General features: G+C 68.8%; 17 protein-coding genes and 1 tRNA gene. 11 read left to right on the top strand and 7 right to left on the bottom strand.

Annotation, left to right across the window (positions count from 1 at the left end):
- Positions 1-16: 16 nt before the first annotated feature.
- Positions 17-679 carry a pentapeptide repeat-containing protein gene (locus C7C45_RS11605; RefSeq protein WP_110563638.1) on the bottom strand — a complete coding sequence of 221 codons (663 nt, stop codon included), beginning with the start codon at positions 677-679 and terminating at the stop codon, positions 17-19.
- Positions 680-902: 223 nt separating this feature from the next.
- Positions 903-1,145: a flavin reductase gene (locus tag C7C45_RS11600; RefSeq protein WP_110563637.1), complete on the bottom strand. Its 243-nt coding sequence runs from the start codon at positions 1,143-1,145 to the stop codon at positions 903-905.
- A gap of 198 nt (positions 1,146-1,343) precedes the next feature.
- On the opposite strand from C7C45_RS11600, the gene C7C45_RS11595 reads away from it, so the two are divergent.
- From C7C45_RS11595 to C7C45_RS11575, 5 genes are all read left to right on the top strand, one after another.
- A complete protein-coding gene (locus C7C45_RS11595) occupies positions 1,344-2,111 on the top strand; it encodes a helix-turn-helix domain-containing protein (protein ID WP_110563636.1) in 768 nt (255 codons plus the stop codon).
- A 14-nt stretch (positions 2,112-2,125) separates the two neighbouring features.
- On the top strand, positions 2,126-2,317 hold the full coding sequence (locus tag C7C45_RS11590; RefSeq protein WP_110563830.1) for a DUF397 domain-containing protein: 192 nt from the start codon (positions 2,126-2,128) through the stop codon (positions 2,315-2,317).
- 237 nt (positions 2,318-2,554) lie between these two features.
- Positions 2,555-3,112 carry a hypothetical protein gene (locus tag C7C45_RS11585; RefSeq protein WP_110563635.1) on the top strand — a complete coding sequence of 186 codons (558 nt, stop codon included), beginning with the start codon at positions 2,555-2,557 and terminating at the stop codon, positions 3,110-3,112.
- A gap of 191 nt (positions 3,113-3,303) precedes the next feature.
- The gene (locus tag C7C45_RS11580) at positions 3,304-4,563 is read left to right on the top strand and encodes a YncE family protein (protein ID WP_146247308.1); all 1,260 of its coding nucleotides are present in this window, start codon (positions 3,304-3,306) and stop codon (positions 4,561-4,563) included.
- A gap of 169 nt (positions 4,564-4,732) precedes the next feature.
- Positions 4,733-5,227: a hypothetical protein gene (locus C7C45_RS11575; protein WP_208641145.1), complete on the top strand. Its 495-nt coding sequence runs from the start codon at positions 4,733-4,735 to the stop codon at positions 5,225-5,227.
- A gap of 45 nt (positions 5,228-5,272) precedes the next feature.
- Here C7C45_RS11575 and C7C45_RS11570 read toward each other — a convergent pair whose 3' ends face one another.
- Positions 5,273-6,880, bottom strand: a complete 1,608-nt coding sequence (locus C7C45_RS11570) for a carboxylesterase/lipase family protein (RefSeq protein ID WP_110563632.1) — start codon at positions 6,878-6,880, stop codon at positions 5,273-5,275.
- A 181-nt stretch (positions 6,881-7,061) separates the two neighbouring features.
- Between C7C45_RS11570 and C7C45_RS11565 the strand changes: the two genes are divergently transcribed.
- Together C7C45_RS11565 and C7C45_RS11560 are read left to right on the top strand one after the other, a co-directional pair.
- Complete coding sequence (locus tag C7C45_RS11565; RefSeq protein ID WP_167454708.1) at positions 7,062-7,988, top strand: TetR/AcrR family transcriptional regulator C-terminal domain-containing protein; 927 nt, start codon at positions 7,062-7,064, stop codon at positions 7,986-7,988.
- Positions 7,989-8,003: 15 nt separating this feature from the next.
- Entirely contained in the window at positions 8,004-9,251 is a 1,248-nt protein-coding gene (locus C7C45_RS11560) for an ice-binding family protein (RefSeq protein ID WP_208641133.1), read from the top strand.
- On the opposite strand, the gene C7C45_RS11555 is transcribed toward C7C45_RS11560, so the two are convergent.
- Both C7C45_RS11555 and C7C45_RS11550 read right to left on the bottom strand, forming a co-directional pair.
- Positions 9,183-10,340 carry an NYN domain-containing protein gene (locus tag C7C45_RS11555; protein WP_244200353.1) on the bottom strand — a complete coding sequence of 386 codons (1,158 nt, stop codon included), beginning with the start codon at positions 10,338-10,340 and terminating at the stop codon, positions 9,183-9,185. The genes C7C45_RS11560 and C7C45_RS11555 overlap by 69 nt on opposite strands.
- 5 nt (positions 10,341-10,345) lie before the next feature.
- On the bottom strand, positions 10,346-10,957 hold the full coding sequence (locus C7C45_RS11550; RefSeq protein ID WP_146247307.1) for a hypothetical protein: 612 nt from the start codon (positions 10,955-10,957) through the stop codon (positions 10,346-10,348).
- Positions 10,958-11,176: 219 nt separating this feature from the next.
- Here C7C45_RS11550 and C7C45_RS11545 point away from each other — a divergent pair, with 219 nt between their 5' ends.
- A complete protein-coding gene (locus tag C7C45_RS11545) occupies positions 11,177-11,650 on the top strand; it encodes an SUKH-4 family immunity protein (RefSeq protein ID WP_110563629.1) in 474 nt (157 codons plus the stop codon).
- A gap of 210 nt (positions 11,651-11,860) precedes the next feature.
- Positions 11,861-12,496: a hypothetical protein gene (locus tag C7C45_RS11540; protein ID WP_110563628.1), complete on the top strand. Its 636-nt coding sequence runs from the start codon at positions 11,861-11,863 to the stop codon at positions 12,494-12,496.
- Between the two features lie 59 nt (positions 12,497-12,555).
- Here the strand turns inward: C7C45_RS11540 and C7C45_RS11535 are convergent, their stop codons facing one another.
- Positions 12,556-13,143 (bottom strand): TetR/AcrR family transcriptional regulator, encoded by a 588-nt coding sequence (locus tag C7C45_RS11535; RefSeq protein ID WP_110563828.1) that lies wholly within the window; start codon positions 13,141-13,143, stop codon positions 12,556-12,558.
- 33 nt (positions 13,144-13,176) lie between these two features.
- Between C7C45_RS11535 and C7C45_RS11530 the strand changes: the two genes are divergently transcribed.
- Positions 13,177-14,544 (top strand): alpha/beta hydrolase, encoded by a 1,368-nt coding sequence (locus tag C7C45_RS11530; RefSeq protein ID WP_208641132.1) that lies wholly within the window; start codon positions 13,177-13,179, stop codon positions 14,542-14,544.
- A gap of 146 nt (positions 14,545-14,690) precedes the next feature.
- Here the strand turns inward: C7C45_RS11530 and C7C45_RS11525 are convergent.
- Positions 14,691-14,777: transfer RNA gene (locus tag C7C45_RS11525), tRNA-Ser, on the bottom strand.
- Positions 14,778-14,852: 75 nt separating this feature from the next.
- Here C7C45_RS11525 and deoD point away from each other — a divergent pair.
- A complete protein-coding gene (deoD, locus tag C7C45_RS11520; RefSeq protein WP_110563627.1) occupies positions 14,853-15,560 on the top strand; it encodes a purine-nucleoside phosphorylase in 708 nt (235 codons plus the stop codon).
- Positions 15,561-15,583 lie beyond the last annotated feature (23 nt).

Below are 15,583 nucleotides of genomic sequence, written 5' to 3'. Positions count from 1 at the left end.
CGTCTGCGCGACGGCCTCAGCCCACCACCTGGACGCTCTCCGCGCCCTGCGCCGAGAGCCACGCTTCGAGTTCGCCGCCGCCGAGGGACCGGGTCGCCTCCTCGTCGACGAAGACCGGGCCGACGACGGCCCCCTTCGCGCCCTCGAACTGGCAGCCGAACATCCGCGCGCCACTCAGCACCGCGGGCATGCTCGCGCCGCCGAGCGTGCACCAGCGCAGGCTCGCGAATCCAAGGTTGGCGCCACGCAGATCGGTCCGGTAAAGCGTGGCGGAATTGAGGATCGCGTGGCTGAGATCGGCCCCTTCCAGAACGGCGTCGTCGAGTTGCGCCGAGAACAGCCGAGCCGAGTGAAACCGCGCCTTGCCGGCCGAACAGCCGACCAATTCCGCCTTGGCCAGATCAGCGAAGGAGAAGTCCGCGCCCCGCAACTCGGCGTTGGCCAGGTTGGCGTCGCCAAGGTTGGCCCCCGCGAATCGCACACCGGCCAGCCGGGCATTGGCGAGATAGGCCCCGGCCAGGTCAAGGCGGCTGAGATCAGCGCCGCGAAAATCAAGAAAATCACCCGACAGGTACGCCGTGGGCGCAGAGTCGGCCAACCACTTCTCAAGCGCTCCCCGAGCGTCGGGGCTGTCCGGCCAGCGAATCACGTCGCCGCTGGCCCGGTGATATCTGCTCATTTGCCGAACACCACCTTGCCGTCCCACTCCGGTCGATCAGCGGCCGCGCGAGGTTAACATGAGCCGACCCGTACGACTGTCCAACTGAGACGGCATAACTCACCCGCTGCGCTGCCCTGTGGTCTGATCGACGTCGTGACTGAGGCGGCGTGGCAGTGGGACGAGACGTTGTACCCGGGCAGCGCTCCCCACTACAGCGTCGGCCGGCTGCCCTATCCACCGCTCAGCCGCGGGCGCGGGCCCAGGAGAGGAAGCGTTCGGTCAGCCGGGCCGGGTCGACCTCGGTGAGTTGTTCGCCGGCCTCGGCCTGGAGCGTCGCCAGGTAGACGGTCAATGCCAGCCGGTCGTGCCGGTACTCGCCGAGCAACCGCAGCTTCGCTGCCGAGCAGGGCCAGGCGATGCCGCACGCCGCGCAGCGCCAGGTGGGGCGGGTCGGCAGGTGATCTCGGTGGCGGCGGCGGGACATGGGCGGGACTCCTTCGGGTTGGAGGGGTGCCGCCCCGCCTCCCCGTCGGGGCGGCACCCGAGCTGACGCCGACCGCCGGGCTCCTGCGCCTCCACCGGCCGCGCCGCCTTCTGTGAACCACCCTCGGGCGAGTCACCGGACAGGTACACCGCGTAGCGATATGGTCCTCAGATATTCGAGACATCCGATGGAGGGGCCGTGAACGACGCGCTGCGGGTGGCGCTCAGCGATACCGGGCACACCACCGAATCCCTCGCCGAGACCGTCGGCGTCGACCCGAAGACCGTGGGGCGCTGGTTGACCGAGGGGCGCATCCCGCATCCTCGGCACCGCCTGGCGGCAGCGGAGGCCCTCCATAAGGACGTGTCGGACATCTGGCCGGACACTTCAAGACGTCGTGACCCCATCTGGTTCCGTCCTTGGCAGGAGATCGAGCGGGAGGCGGTGTCGCTTCGCTGGTTCGAGTCAACCGTTCTGCCGGGGTTGCTCCAGACCGAGGCGTACGCGCGTGCGGTGCTGACCGGCGCGGGCCTGATCCCCCGCGACGACATCGACCGACACCTCACGGTCCGGCTCGGCCGGCAGGGCGTGCTCAAGCGTGACGATCCGCCGCAGTTCACGGCGGTCATCGACGAGGCGATCCTCCGTCGCCCGGTCGGCGGCCGGTCGACCATGCGCGAGCAACTGCTGGCCGTGGTGACGGCCTGCGCCGAGCCGCACATCCGGGTGCACGTCGTGCCCAGCACGGTCGGTGCCTACGCCGGCCTCAACGGGCCGTTCGTGATCGCGCACAGTCACGACCACCGGGTCGCCGGCTATCTCGACAACCAGCTCCAGGGACAAGTGGCTAGCGACCCGGATGACATCGCGGCCATGATGGCGGCGTGGGAGAACGTGCGCGGAGAGGCGCTGTCCCACTGGCAGTCAGTCGATCTCATCACGGAAGCGGCGGAGTCATGGAGCTGAACGGCGGCGGAGTCATGGAGCTGCACGGCGCCCGGTGGCGCAAGAGCAGCCGCAGCAGCGGCAACGGCGGCGCGTGTGTCGAGGTCGCCGACAATCTGCCCGGCGTCATCGGCGTACGGGATTCGAAGGACCCGACCGGCCCGGCGCTCACCTTCGCGCCGAGGTCCTGGCGCCTGTTCGTCACCCACCTCACCCACAGCGCCTAACGACACTCGCCACCTCCACCTCCACCTCAACAACTCGCCGATCTCGCACTTACTGTCCGGACGAATCAGGGCACTCCACCGGAAGAAGCGTCAGCAAGTGCAAGATCGCGAGGCCGGCGCGGGGGTCGGCGCGAGGCCGGCGCGGGGGTGGGGACGGCGGGTAACGTCCGAGGCGGGCGGACCCCTGAACCCGTCGTACACATGTTCTATCCACAGGCTGTGGACGGCGGAGGGTCGATGAGTTACCAGCTCAGCGCGGTGGTCGCGGACGCTGAGCTGTTCCGCGAGCAGACCGCCGACTTGGATCATGCGGTCCTCGGTGAGCTGCGCCAGGACTTCGCGTTGCTGCCGATCACCCCGCAGTTGGTGGTGGAGTTGACCGGGTCGCTGCCGGATTTCGCGACCGACGACCGGAGCGCCGAGCACCCATTCGGCCTGGTGTTGTCGCCGACGCTTGTCGAGTTGCTGGCCCGCTGGTCGCAGTCGGGGCCGGTGGCCTACCTGGAGGCCGAGTTCGGTGGTGGCGTCGGCTACCAGTCGGCGGCGGTGTGGTTGGGCGGGGCGCTGTCCTGGGGGCCACGGTTCGACGACGAGTTGGATACGCCGCGCGAGCAGTGGCCGATCAACTCTGCGCTCACTCGGCTCGGCGTCGAACCCGGCACGTGGATCGACCCGTTCGCCGAACTGGGATTGCACCTGGAGCGGAACACCGACGGCTGGCTGGCGCACGGGCGGCGTCGACTCAGCGCCGACTACTGGGACGAGCTGGTCGAGCAGTGGGAGCAAGACCGCTGACGGCCCGAGTTGTCTCGGCCCGGCGCGGTGGCGAAGGCGACCATGACGAGCCCGCGTAACGCTTGCGCCCCTCCCCGCCGCCTTCTCCTCGGCGGGCCATGATCCCGAGGCTCGCCCGGAGCACCTATCGGATTCACGAACGGGGAACGATGAGCCGAGCAACACGCATGGGACGGCGCCCACGATTCTGGATGGCGGGGGCTGCTGTGTTCGCGCTCCTGGCTGCCGGTGCGGGCACCGCCGCGGCGCGTACCGCCACGCCGGGCGACGACGGGGCCGCCAGCGGCAACGTCGCGCAGGCACAGTTGGTCGCCGACAGCAGCCGGTCGAAGGTCGACAGGGAGTCCAAGTCTGCGCGCCCTGGGAAGCCCCCTCGGCCGACCCCTTCGCCGACGTCCAGCCCGACCGCCGGCCCAACGCCGACGCCGACAACCAGCACCTCGCCACCGAGCACCGACGTGAACGTGCAGATCCCCATCCCGGGGTACACGACCGGCTTCCGCTTCGGCGACATCCTGGTGGACGAGGCGCGCGACCGGGTCTACATCACCGGGGGGAAGGGCACCGACGGCCTGATCGTCACCGACCTGAACGGTAGCGTCCTGCGCACCCTTTCGGGCATCGCGCCAGGTGCCGCCGGGATGGTGCTGAGCCCCGACGGCAGCAAGCTCTACATCGCCGCCGGCGATCAGGACTGGCTCAGGATCGTCGACCTGGACACCTGGGAGCTGGACGGGCAGTTCGCCGGCAAGACCGACGGGACCATGACCTGCCCGAAGGACCTGGCCTTCGCGGCCGGCCAACTCTGGGTCTCCTGGGGGTGCGAGAGCGAGTCGACGGCCGGCATCGGCCGGGTCGACCTCGCGACGGGCAAGTTCGACGTGTACGGCGTCGAAGCCATCGACGAGCGGATCACCTCAGCGATGTTGCTGGCCACCTCGCCCGCCCAACCGGACATGGTTATCGCCGGCGCGACGGGCACCAGCCCCGCCCTGCTGGTCCGCTTCGAGGCCACCGCGACGGGGCTCGTCCAGCGGGCGATCAGTCGGACCGACGGTGGTTCGGTCAAGCAGTTGGCGATCACCCCGGACGGGACCGAGGTGATCGTTCCCTCGGGTGCGCCCTACTACCACCCGGTCCTGCGCACGTCCGACCTCGTCGAGGTGCACCGGTATCCGACCGTGGCGTACCCGAACGCCGTGGCGATCCGGCCCGACGGCCTCGTCGTCGCCGGCACCAACTCGTCGTACGACAAGGACGTCTGGGTCTTCGCGCCGGGTGGCACGACGCCAGTGTCCACGTACGACTTCGGGCACCTGCCGAACCAGGAAACGTGGGCGCACAATCTGGTCAACGGCGCGCTGGCCGTGGCCGGTAACAAGATTTACGCGGTCACCGACCAGTTGGCCGAGCCGGAGATGGTGACCCTGCGAATCCGTACGCTGCCCTGACACACGTGGAAACGCCCGGGCGATCCGCACCGATCGTCCGGGCAACTCCCTCGGCCGGAGCGGTCATCCTTCAGAAATACGGCGACCGACAGCAACCTGAACGCCCTCGTTGCGTTGGGGACTGGGGGATTCCATGAAATTGCGACAATTCGCGTTTATTGCCACGCTGATGACGGCTGCCTCGATCGCCGGCAGCGGGGTACCACCGACCGGCCCGATCCCGGACGGCCGGCCCGCCGGCAGCGTGGAGATCATCGACCTGAACGGCCTCAGCAACATCGAGTTCGGTGCCACCGAGGACGAGCTGACCCGACGCGGCATCCTGCTCACCGATCTGGATGCCTGCGGGCCGGTGCTCGCCGGCCACGACGCGGTCAGCCCGGTCTTCGTGGAGGACAAACTGGTGCTGCTCTGGGTCGGTGACCCGATGCGGACACCGGAGGGCATCACGGCGGGCTCACCCGTCGAGCAGGTGTGGGCCCGCTATCCGCAGGTCACTCGGCTGCGCGCTCCACAGGGGACACATCGCCTCGATGGGTTACTCGCCCGCAGCGGCGACCGCGCGTACCTCTTCCTGCACGACGGGCGCACGGTCCGAAAGACCATCGCCGGGTACGCCGACTGGGCCCGCCGCCTCTTCGACGAAGGGGCGGGCCCGTGCTGACCGGCGCAGTAGGGCCCACCCGTCACACCCGGCCAGGCCACAACATCAGTGCAACGACCGCCAGAAGTCATACGAGTGGGCGGCCGCGAAGTCCGTCGTACCCGGTCGGTCAGCGAACACCCGCACGTACGGGGCATCAGCGCGCAACCGGGGCCAGCCCGCCCGACCCGTCCGGGCGAAGTCGCTCCAGGTCCGGACCATGTCGCTGGAGAGCCGCCGCTGAGTCGAGGTGAGCGCCTCGGCGTAGTCGACCGTGAACAGGTACGGCAGTTCGGCGCAGTGGTACGCCCCGACGGGGAAGGTCGGCTCGGGCCCCGCGGTGAAGAACGGCGCAGCCTGCTCAGCGAACTCGTACATGAACGTCGGCACCCGCCGGGCGAAGGCCAACGCGGCGGAGTAGATCGGCTCGGCGTAGTCGTGGTCGGTCAGCACGGCACCCAACGTCTCGCTGGCGAACTGCTTGTCGTCCCGATAGCGGGCCAGCACCTCCTCCGCCCGATCACCGAACATGGCGCGTACCTGGTCCCGGTACTGGTCGTCGGTGAGCGGGCACGACGCGGGCGCGGGCGACGACGGTCCGGACGACGGTTCTGGGCAGTTCAGCCCAGCGTGTTCCATGCCCCACACCACGAGCCGGGACTCGTCCCGGTTCATCCCGGTCAGCACCGGGACCGGGTGCAGCCGACCGGTGACCAGGGCGTCTGCCGGGTCCACCGGCAACGTACGGCCGTCGACGACCGGGCCGAGGTCGACACCGGTGCCCGGATAGCCGACCGTCTCGATCAGCCGGGCGGGGTCACGCCCGCGCAGGCAGGCGGCGACCGTACCCGGGTCGGTGCAGCCGATCCTGCTGGCGAACTCCTCGGCTGCCCCGGCCGCCTCGGCCCGCGTCTGGATCGGGTTCGCGCACGAGTTGCTCTGCAGGATCGCGCGGTGGAACAGACCGGCGGAGGCTGGCGCGGCGAGCTGCGCGCAGACGCTGGTCGCCCCGGCGGACTGGCCGAACAGGGTGACGTTGCCCGGGTCGCCGCCGAAGGCGGCCGCGTTGCGCCGTACCCAGCGCAGTGCGGCCTGCTGATCCTGCAACCCGAAGTTGCCGGTGATCCCGTCGGGGCCGGCGAGTGCCGGATGGGCCAGGAACCCGAGCGCGCCGAGCCGGTAGTTCACCGTGACGACGATGACGTCGCCGTCGACCGCCAGCCGCGGCCCGCCGTACACGTCTGCCCTGCCGAACCGGAAGTCCCCGCCGTGCAGCCACACCATGACCGGTCGGGGCGTGCGCGCGGCGGTGCGCGGGGTCGTGACGTTCAGGTGGAGGCAGTCCTCGGATGCCGAGGGGCGGTCCATGGGTAGCCCCTGCAGCTGGGCGCAGGCGGCACCCGGTCGGGTCGCGTCGCGGACGCCGGTCCAGACCGGGCCCGGCTGCGGCGGGGCCCAGCGCAGCGCGCCCACCGGCGGACGCGCGTACGGGATGCCCTGAAACGACAGGTGGTTTGCCGAGACGGTGCCGCGTACCGCGCCCTGGTCGGTTCGGACGACGGCCGCGCTCCGCCGGTCGTCGGCCGCCGCGGCCGGGCCGACGGCCAGCGCCGGCGCGAGGAGCGCGACCGCGCCCATCGCGACAACCCACCGGGGGTACGGGATCCAGGTCATGACTCTCCCCATTCGTCAAAGCCGGTACGGCGTACGCGCCGTGTGGTGGCGAGCATGCCGAGCTGTCGCCCGCTCGGCCACGGAGCTCTAGTACGCCAAGCAGCGAGACGCGTGAGCATCGACGAGGCGCTCTAGTGCGCTACGGTCGCTTCCGACCTGCGGGAGGGCCACCGTGACCGAGATGGACGAGTCGACTCCGCCCTATCTGCGCATCGTCGGGGAGTTGCGGCGGCGCATCACGGCGGGCGAGTTGAGCCCCGGCGACCGGGTGCCGTCCACCCGCCAGATCGTCCGGCAGTGGGGGGTCGCCATGGCGACCGCCAGTCGGGCACTCACCCTGCTCCGACAGGAGGGGTTGGTCCGGGCGGTACCCGGGGTGGGGATGGTGGTGGTCGGTCCCGAGTCGACGCCGGCCGGTCGGGGCGCCCGGGTCGATGGGCGTCCGCGGCCCGCCCGGGGGGTGACCCGCGACCAGGTGGTGCGGACCGCCACCGAGATCGCCGACGCCGAGGGGTTACCGGGGCTGAGCATGCGGCGTATCGCCACCGAACTGGATGTGCCCACCATGTCGCTGTACCGCCAGGTCCGGGGCAAGGATCAGCTTCTGCTGCTGATGGCGGATGCCGCTTTCGCAGCCCATCGCCTGCCCCGCACGCTCCCCGTCGGGTGGCGCGCACAACTGGAGCTGCTCTGCCGGCTCCAGTGGTCGATCTACCGGCGGCACCCCTGGCTCGCCCAGGTGATCTCGGTGACCCGCCCGCTGATGGCACCGCACGCCGTCGCGCACACCGAATGGGCTCTGCGCGCTCTCGCCGGGCACGGGCTGGACGAACACAAGCTGCTGCACCTGGTGGCGGTGCTGGCCAACCACGTACGCGGCACTGCGGTGAATCTGCAGCAGGGAGCTGAGGCGGAGCAGGACACCGGCCTGACCGACGACGAGTGGATGGCGGCCCACGCCGAGGTGTTGGGCGGGCTGCTCGCCGCTGGCGAGTTTCCGCACCTGGCGCGACTGTCTCGGGCGGAGATCGACCTCAACGTCGACAGCCTCTTCGAGTTTGGCCTGGAGCGGCTGCTCGACGGGGTGACGGAGCTTCTTGAACAATGACGGATCAAGTCCGTTTTGTGGCATGGCATGCCAATATGGGCACTTAAGAGGCTTTCAACCGTCGAGCGTCCCCGAGGAAACATGGCGATCTTTGGCAGCACGGGCCCATCCCGCAAGATCACCGGGATGTCCCGGGTGGCTTCCGCCCTGACCCTGGTTGGCGCGATCACCATCCTGGCCGTCGTGGCCGCCCCGCGCAGCGCGAGCGCGGCCGAGCTGCCGGTGCCGCTGGGCGCCGCCGCCAACTTCGCGGTCCTCGCCGGCACGACCATCACCAGCACCGGACTCAGCGAGGTCAACGGTGACATCGGCGTGAGCCCCGGCACCGCGGTGACCGGCTTTCCTCCCGGCCAGTTGAACGGCTCACTGCACGCCAACGACGCCTCCGCCGTGGCAGGCCAGAGCGATCTGGCCATCGCCTACAACGACGCCGTCTCGCGAACGACCACCGCAGTCGTCTCGGATCAACTTGGTGGAACCACCAAGACCACCGGCGTGTACGAATCCGTCGCGGGCACCTTCGACATCACCGGCGACCTGACCCTCGACGCGCAAGGCGACCCGAACGCCGTCTTCATCTTCAAGACCACCACCACGCTCATCACGGGCGCGTCGAGCATGGTGAACCTGGCCAACGGTGCCCAGGCGTGCAACGTCTTCTGGCAGGTCGGCAGCTCCGCCACGCTTGGCGCCAACTCCACACTCCGGGGCAACCTGCTGGCCTTCACCTCGATCACCGTCGGCGCGGCGCTCGAGGTCGACGGCCGAACGCTCGCGATCAACGGAGCGGTCACCATGGACACCGCGACGATCACCCGCTCGACCTGCGCGGTGCCCGGGGAGTTGTCGATCAGCGCACCGGAGACAGCCGACCTGGGCAGCGCCAACCTCGGCGGAGTCGTGTCGGGCAACCTGGGGCCGGTCACGGTGACGGACGAGCGCCTGCTCTCCGCCCCGACCTGGACCGCGACCGTCGTCGCGACGAACTTCGTCACCAGCGGCCTCCCGGTTCACACGATCTCCAATACCAACGTCTCGTACTGGTCGGGGCCAGCCACCTCGACCAGCGGGATCGGCACCTTTACCTCAGAACACCCCACCGCCGGAGACGCCGAGATCATCAACGTCGAACGGACCGCGTTCACCCTCACGAACGGCATCGGCAACAACTCGGCGACCTGGGATCCCGTCGTCTCAGTGCAAATTCCCCTGACTGCCGTCGCGGGCGCCTACTCCGGCACTGTCACGTTCTCGGTCGCCTGAAGGCTGCGCCAGACGGAGAACGTCCGGCCGGTCGTCGCCGACGTGGCCCAGGCCGCAGCGGCGGCAGACTCCCCGCCGACGCAGGTGGTAGGCGACGGTGGCGACGCCCAGTCCAACTCCCCACGCGATCCAGAAGAGGCTCGGAAGGTAGATGGCCCAGGTGCCCCGGAGTTCGGGCGTCCACAGAAACATCAACCCCGCCGGAATGATCGTTACCGAGACGATCGATGCTGGGACGACGGCGAGGGCGGGCGGGACTCGTTTCCCGGCCCGGAACCAGATCCAGCGGGGATACACCTCACCCCACCGGCCCACCAGGCCATGGGTGAGCACGCCACCCGCCGCCGACGCGACCGCGCAGCCGAGCCCGGCCGCAAGCATTCCCGGCGTGTCCTGCATCATCCGCAGGAAATCCGGAGTGATGCCGAGCGGAAAGCCGAGGGCCCAGGCGACCCTGGTGACCTCGTAGGGCAGCGGGGCGAGACAGGCGACCACGACGGCCCACCTGCCCCACCGCAGCAGCGCCTGCCGGGACAGCCCGTCATCCGCCCCGTGACGGCGGCCGCAGTGGGCACAGGCGGCCCGGACCCGCCGACGGTAGGCGAGGGTGGCGGCGGCCCACAGCAGGCCGCCGACAAAGATGATGATCAGATTCGTCCGGTGCCAGTAGAGAATGTCACCGACACCAGCCTGGTCGCCCGGCACGCCGGTGAAGGCGAAGACCAGCAGCAGTGGCGCGAACGCCAACAGGGCGATCAGCGTGTAGTCGGGGATGACCAGGATCAGCCCGCCCGCCATTGCCCATCCGAAGACAACCAGCCCGGTAGACAGGTGACCAGGTCGGGCGCGTCGTGTCATCGCTAGCGCGACGACCGCGCCGAGCAGGCCGACTGCGGCGATGACCGGGGCGACGACCTCGACGCGGCTGCCTTCCAGAATTGACGCGGATGCGTGGTCCTCGTCGATCGGCGCGAACGGGAACCCGTCCCCACCGGCCCACCAGTACAGCCCCAACCCGCCGTACAGCAGCGAGAAGGCCGCAGCCGCGTAACCGGACCACGCCGGCCAGTACGCCCACCAACGCCACATCGTGGTCACGGCCGATCCCGGCGCTCGGCAAGGGACACCTCGGCACCCGCCCGGCTCTGCCCAGCGGCATGGACGGCATATCCACCAACGAGAATCGGGTAACGGGACCTCGATGGTGAGCCCGGGGGAAGGTCCGTCTCGGGGTCGAGGCACCCGGTGGGCGGCCGTTCGGTCCCGTTCGTCGCCTGCGCGTCGACGATCTGATCCGGCCCCCTTCCACCGTCGATGATCTTCACGTAGAAGCCATGGTTCTTCGCAGTGCCCTGGCCCTCCGGGACGATCGCGGTGAACAGCGCGACGTTGCCGGTGACCTTCAGACACGTCACGTCGGCTCGCCCCTGCGCTGCCAACGTGCCGTCCGCCTGCTCGTGCCGGTACAGGAACTGGCCGCGCGCCGATCCGTCGGCGGCCGCCACTGCGTAGACGCCGAACCAGATCCGGTGCCCGACCGTGTTGGGCTCGTCGTACACGAAATGCCCCAACCCGGCGACGACCGACCGCCCGGTGGCCGCGCTTGCCGCCTCGGCCTGCCGGGCCTGCGCGACACCGGGCGACGCCGCGACCCCCACGGCCGCAATCGCCACCAACACCGTCGTACGAAAACTGGACCTGAACATGTCGCTCCTCATCCTGGAGACCCGCCGGCTGATGTGCTTCAGCATCGCCACGCGCCGACGTGACCGACTCCCACCGCCGGGCCAGCCACATCCCCCGGCGGAGGGAGCCCGTGCCGTGCCGGCGTAGGGATGCGCGCGGCGAAGCGGCGCGCGAGCGATCAGGCGTCCTGGCCGAGTTGATCCCCGCGCGGCTGGTCGGCGCTCGATAGATTGACCGCCATGTCCTCACTGACGAAGCTCGACGGGTGGGAGTCGCTGTCGCCGGGGTTGCGGGAACAGTTGGCCAGCGTCGACCTGCCGGAATTGCTGCGACTCGACGAGTACGACCTGTTTCTGCTCGGCCCGGATTTGATTCTTCGGGATGGCATGTTGCGATTCGGTTACGCCACGGACGGGTTGGGTGGCGAATTCTGTCTTGATCTGGACACGGGTGCCGTGCTGGTCATCGACGAAACCACGGCACCGACATTCGTGAACTCGTCGCTCGAGTTGTTCGCCCGCTCGTTACACCTTGTGGCGGGCCTTGCGCCCGCGATCTCCGGTGGCGACCCGGACCGCTGGGAAGACGCCAAGAACGAGATACGGCGGGTCATCGAGGAGTGGGATGCGCCGGCGATGATCGAGGAAAACTACTGGGAATTTCTCTCGTGGGAATTCGCTGCCGGCAATTACGCCGACCAGTCGGATCTTTAGCCGCATTTCCGACATGCCGGTCGGGGTTACCCATGTCACATTGATTGTCTAGCATCCCTCGAAGCCACGTGACATCGACGTTCACGCGTCCGGGACAAGTTCACCTACAGCTACCGGTGGAACCCCGGCCCGAACGAGACCACCGAGGAACTCCACGACAAGATCCCCGGCGACCCGAACTTCACGTGTCCGGCCAATCCCGAGCCCTCCATGGCCGTCTACCGGGACCTGCTTCTGCCCGAGTTGAACAAGGCCGTCAACGACGCACCCGAATTCAAGGACCTGCGCCGTGCCTACCTCAGCCGGGTGGCTGCCGAGTGGTACCGCGACCGGATGACGGCCGACGGCCGGGCGGAAGAAGCCGGCATCGACACCAACGACGTCACCGCCCTGGAGCGGGAGGACGACTGGAACCCGACCGACGTCTTCAACCAGTACCTGAAGGAACTCTCCGCCACCAAGTACGAACTGCCGAACGGCGTGACGGTGACCACGGGCGGCGTCGACTTCACCCAGCCGGTGAAGACGACCAAGGTGAATGACACCACGTTCAAGGAAAAGCACGCGACGCTGCCGACCACGGTCGGCAAGTCCCTCACCGAGGTCACCAAGACCTCGGACGAGAAGCAGGCCTACCTGGGCGGCTCCGACGACATCCCCGAGTTCGGCGGCCTGAAGCAGCCGAGCGGCACCGAGGGCGGCGAGGACGGCGGAGGCGGCGGAGGCGGCGGCCTGCCGATCACCGGTGCGCCCATCTTCGCCATCGCGGCAGCCGGCGTGCTGCTGATCCTGATCGGCATGGCGGTCCTGTGGCGCACCCGTCGGGTGCGTTGGACGGCCAACTGAGACCAATCACAGAAACGCCCGGCCGATCCTCGCGGATCGACCGGGCGCGCTCATCCAATTTAGGTACGGGGTGTCGGCGCCCAGCCGCGAAGAGTAGCAAGAACTGTCGATCGGAATGCGGACTCGGCCGTGGCCGCGTCAAGCGCCCCGGCCAGTTCGAGAGTCACGAGTCCGTGCAGGGTCACCCAGATCGAGAGGGCGATAGATGTCGCATCGCCAACAAGCGCGGACGCCGACAAGGCGCGACCTATCGCCTCCAGGAGCGGTCGGACGGGGTCGCCCGTACCGACCACGCCCGACGGGTCGAAGGACTGCACGCCACCGAACAACACCGTGTAGAGGTGGCGGTGCTCGCGCCCCCAGTGCCGGTAGGCGACAGCGAGCGCGTAGATGTCGGCAAGGGGCTCGTCGGAGGCTGGCACCGCCGACAGTTCCTGGAACAACCCGGCGACCGCTCTGTTGCGCACCTCGCCGATCAGCGCGTCCTTACTGCCGAACAGCGAGTACACCGCCGCGGTCGCGGTTCCTGCGGCAGCAGCCAGGGCGCGAACAGTGATCGAGTCTCGGGGATGGGTGGCGAACATTTCTGTCGCGGACGCTACAAGACGCTCCTTGACGGCGTCGTCGTTCGTCCTCGGCCTACCCATGGCGACCATCCTAGGCCTTCCTGATACGTTGTTTTGAAACAACGTTTGGAAACTATTGGAGATGCCGTGATGCCACCCTCCATCCGCCTTGCCCGCTTCGCCGGTCGCCTGGGCCTGGCCCTGGCCGTCGTCGTGGGACTGCTCGTCCTGTTTCTCGCACTGATCGTCCTGACGGACGGGGCAGGGTCGGGGCTCGCCGCATGGCTGACGACCCTCGGAGTTGGGACCGTGGCGACGCTGTGGCGGGGCCGCCGCCAGCGATGGCCGACCCGACTCGTGCGGCTCCTGCCGGTGGTCGTCGCCTCGGCGCTGACGGCGTCGGTCTGCATCCCGACCGTATCCACGCAGCGGCGATACCCGACCGATCTACCGTTCGTGGCAACGCAGCGTTGGAGCCTGACCACCGGGAGCCGGGTCGCGGTGTACCACTACCCGCCCTCCCCGAACGGCACGGCGTACGCGAGGCCCTTCGTGTACCTCAACGGCGGGCCCGTCCGCAGCATCTCGCTGCTCGACCACCGATTCCTGCAACTCCTGGCACGGCAGGGCTACGACGTCTACGCCTACGAGCAGGCCGGCGGCGGGCGAAGCGACCTGTTACCCATGGACCAATACACCGTCTCCAGGTCGGTCCGCGACCTCGACGCCTTCATCGACCACCTGGGCAAGGGCCCGGTCGACGTCCTCGGATTCTCCTCAGGCGCGGTCGTGCTCACCCAAGCCCTGGCCGACCCGGGCGTCGCCGCAAACGTGCACCGAGCGATCATTGGCGAGCCTGGGCCGATGGACGGCCCCACGGCGCGGATCAACGGGCAACAGGGGCGACCGTCTGCACGCGGCCTCGCACCGGCCACGAGCGGACCACGGTCGACATATGTCCCCAGGTATGGGGTCGCATTCGGCCTCATGCGCCTCGGGCTCCTCTCACCCGACACCGCCCTGATCGGGCAGGCCGAAGGCGCTAACGCCTTCACGGCCGCCGATCTCGGCAGCGACACCGCGTCCGGCTACTGCGCGCGGGACGCGCACCGCATCCCCACTGAGGACACGGCGCAGAACTTCTCCTTCAGCGCCGCCGCGAGCCTGAACGTCCAGCAGACGATCAAGGACTCGCCCTCCATCGCCCCGCAGCTCAGGCTCTCCCGCACCCCGGCAATGCTGATGATTGCGGAGTGCTCCGCACAGATCCGTCAATGGGCGACCACCGTCCTTGACAACGACCCCGCCATCCAGCGCACCCAGTACATGCCTGGCGTCGGACACCACATGTGGAACGGCCTCGACGACAACAATGAACGGGCCGCCGCCGTCATCACCGCGTTCCTTCAAGACAAGCCGGCACCCCTGCCGAATTACCCGATCCGCGCCGATATCTCCGCGTTTCTTGATGACCACAGATGACAGCGCCAGATCCATGGCCGGAGCCGATGCACCCGACACCAGCCATGAACGGTCGAGGCCAACTGCCTCGCGGAGAGCATTGAGACCACAAGCGAAACGCCTGGCGGGTCCTTCCGGACCAGCCAGGCGTTCTGCCTGTTCATGAGCGGTGGCGGAGGGATTTGAACCCTCGGAGGGCGTTAACCCTCACACGCTTTCGAGGCGTGCTCCTTAGGCCGCTCGGACACGCCACCGCCGACGAGGTTACATGACCGCTGGTTCCGACGCCGAACCGGTATCGCCCGGGCCAGCCTGGCAGGATCTTTGCCATGAGTACGCACATCGGCGCGAAGCCGGGCGAGATCGCCGAGCGGGTCCTGATGCCGGGCGACCCACTGCGGGCCAAGTGGATCGCGGAAACCTACCTAGAGGGCGCCACCTGCTACTCGACGGTTCGGGGCATGCTGGGCTTCACCGGCCGCTGGAACGGCGTCGAGGTCTCGGTCCAGGGCTCCGGCATGGGCATGCCGTCCGCCTCCATCTACGCCCATGAGCTGATCAACGAGTACGGCGTGAAGACGCTGATCCGGGTCGGCTCCTGCGGTGCCCTCAGCACCGACCTCCAACTGCGCGACGTGGTGGCCGCGATCGGGTCGTCCACCGACTCGAACATGAACCGGATGCGCTTCGACGGTTTGATCGACTACGCGCCGGTGGCCGATTTCGGGCTGCTGCGTACCTCGGTCGAGGTGGCCGAGCGGCGCGGCATCAACATGCACGTCGGACCGATTCTGGCGGCGGACGCCTTCTACACCGACCGGCCGGACCTCTACGACACCCTGGCCGACTACGGCGTGCTGGCGGTGGAGATGGAGTCGGCGGCGCTCTACACGATCGCCGCACGGTTCAAGGCCCGCGCGCTGACCGTGCTGACCGTCAGCGACCACATCAAGACCGGCGAGAAGACCACGTCGGAGGAGCGGGAGCAGACCTTCAGTCAGATGGTCGAGATCGCCCTCGACACGATCATCGCCTGACCCTTCGTCGTACACCGCCGCCC

The organism is Micromonospora arborensis, assembly GCF_003205615.1.
Classification (GTDB): domain Bacteria; phylum Actinomycetota; class Actinomycetes; order Mycobacteriales; family Micromonosporaceae; genus Micromonospora; species Micromonospora arborensis.
This window is presented reverse-complemented; position numbering and strand designations above follow the sequence as displayed.

What these genes read in the sequence shown, in the direction of transcription:
- C7C45_RS11565 (WP_167454708.1), top strand. Translation starts at nt 7,062, where the DNA reads ATGGACGAGTCGACTCCGCCCTATCTGCGCATCGTCGGGGAGTTGCGG.
- C7C45_RS11590 (WP_110563830.1), top strand. Translation starts at nt 2,126, where the DNA reads ATGGAGCTGCACGGCGCCCGGTGGCGCAAGAGCAGCCGCAGCAGCGGC.
- C7C45_RS11580 (WP_146247308.1), top strand. Translation starts at nt 3,304, where the DNA reads ATGGCGGGGGCTGCTGTGTTCGCGCTCCTGGCTGCCGGTGCGGGCACC.
- C7C45_RS11555 (WP_244200353.1), bottom strand. Translation starts at nt 10,340, where the DNA reads ATGTGGCGTTGGTGGGCGTACTGGCCGGCGTGGTCCGGTTACGCGGCT.
- deoD (WP_110563627.1), top strand. Translation starts at nt 14,853, where the DNA reads ATGAGTACGCACATCGGCGCGAAGCCGGGCGAGATCGCCGAGCGGGTC.
- C7C45_RS11545 (WP_110563629.1), top strand. Translation starts at nt 11,177, where the DNA reads ATGTCCTCACTGACGAAGCTCGACGGGTGGGAGTCGCTGTCGCCGGGG.
- C7C45_RS11600 (WP_110563637.1), bottom strand. Translation starts at nt 1,145, where the DNA reads ATGTCCCGCCGCCGCCACCGAGATCACCTGCCGACCCGCCCCACCTGG.
- C7C45_RS11605 (WP_110563638.1), bottom strand. Translation starts at nt 679, where the DNA reads ATGAGCAGATATCACCGGGCCAGCGGCGACGTGATTCGCTGGCCGGAC.
- C7C45_RS11570 (WP_110563632.1), bottom strand. Translation starts at nt 6,880, where the DNA reads ATGACCTGGATCCCGTACCCCCGGTGGGTTGTCGCGATGGGCGCGGTC.
- C7C45_RS11550 (WP_146247307.1), bottom strand. Translation starts at nt 10,957, where the DNA reads ATGTTCAGGTCCAGTTTTCGTACGACGGTGTTGGTGGCGATTGCGGCC.
- C7C45_RS11535 (WP_110563828.1), bottom strand. Translation starts at nt 13,143, where the DNA reads ATGGGTAGGCCGAGGACGAACGACGACGCCGTCAAGGAGCGTCTTGTA.
- C7C45_RS11575 (WP_208641145.1), top strand. Translation starts at nt 4,733, where the DNA reads ATGACGGCTGCCTCGATCGCCGGCAGCGGGGTACCACCGACCGGCCCG.
- C7C45_RS11585 (WP_110563635.1), top strand. Translation starts at nt 2,555, where the DNA reads ATGAGTTACCAGCTCAGCGCGGTGGTCGCGGACGCTGAGCTGTTCCGC.
- C7C45_RS11540 (WP_110563628.1), top strand. Translation starts at nt 11,861, where the DNA reads ATGGCCGTCTACCGGGACCTGCTTCTGCCCGAGTTGAACAAGGCCGTC.